Source organism: Pseudonocardia oceanicola (assembly GCF_047200735.1).
Lineage (GTDB): Bacteria > Actinomycetota > Actinomycetes > Mycobacteriales > Pseudonocardiaceae > Pseudonocardia.
In genome coordinates this window covers 1-386 of the sequence record NZ_JBJZON010000105.1, presented here as the reverse complement: position 1 = coordinate 386, position 386 = coordinate 1, and the positions used below count along the sequence as shown (strand labels likewise).

Genomic DNA, 386 nt, shown 5'->3' with positions numbered 1-386 from the left:
TTCTCCGAGCCGGCCATGCGGGAGATGGTCTCCTCCATGAGCGTGCCGCCCATGTCGTCCGCCCCGCCACGGAGGATGTCGGCGGCGAGGTCGTCGCCGAGCTTCACCCAGGAGCACTGGACGTGGTCGATCCGGCCGTGCAGCGCCAGCCGCGCGAACGCGTGCACCGCCCGGTTGTCCCGCTCGGTGGGCCCGGGACGGGCGATCCCGGCCAGATAGATCGGCGCGTTGTGGTGCACGAACGGCAGCGGGACGAACTCGGTGAACCCGCCGGTGCGGTCCTGGATCGCCGCGAGCGTGCGCAGGTGCCCCAGCCAGTGCCGCGGCTCGTCGACGTGCCCGTACATCATCGTCGACGACGACGGGATCCCCAGCTCGTGCGCCGT

At 71.8% G+C, this 386-nt stretch carries 1 pseudogene; it reads right to left on the bottom strand.

Annotated features, from left to right (window positions below):
* A pseudogene (fbiC, locus tag ACL02T_RS35005) lies at positions 1-386 on the bottom strand (7,8-didemethyl-8-hydroxy-5-deazariboflavin synthase); the annotation flags it as partial.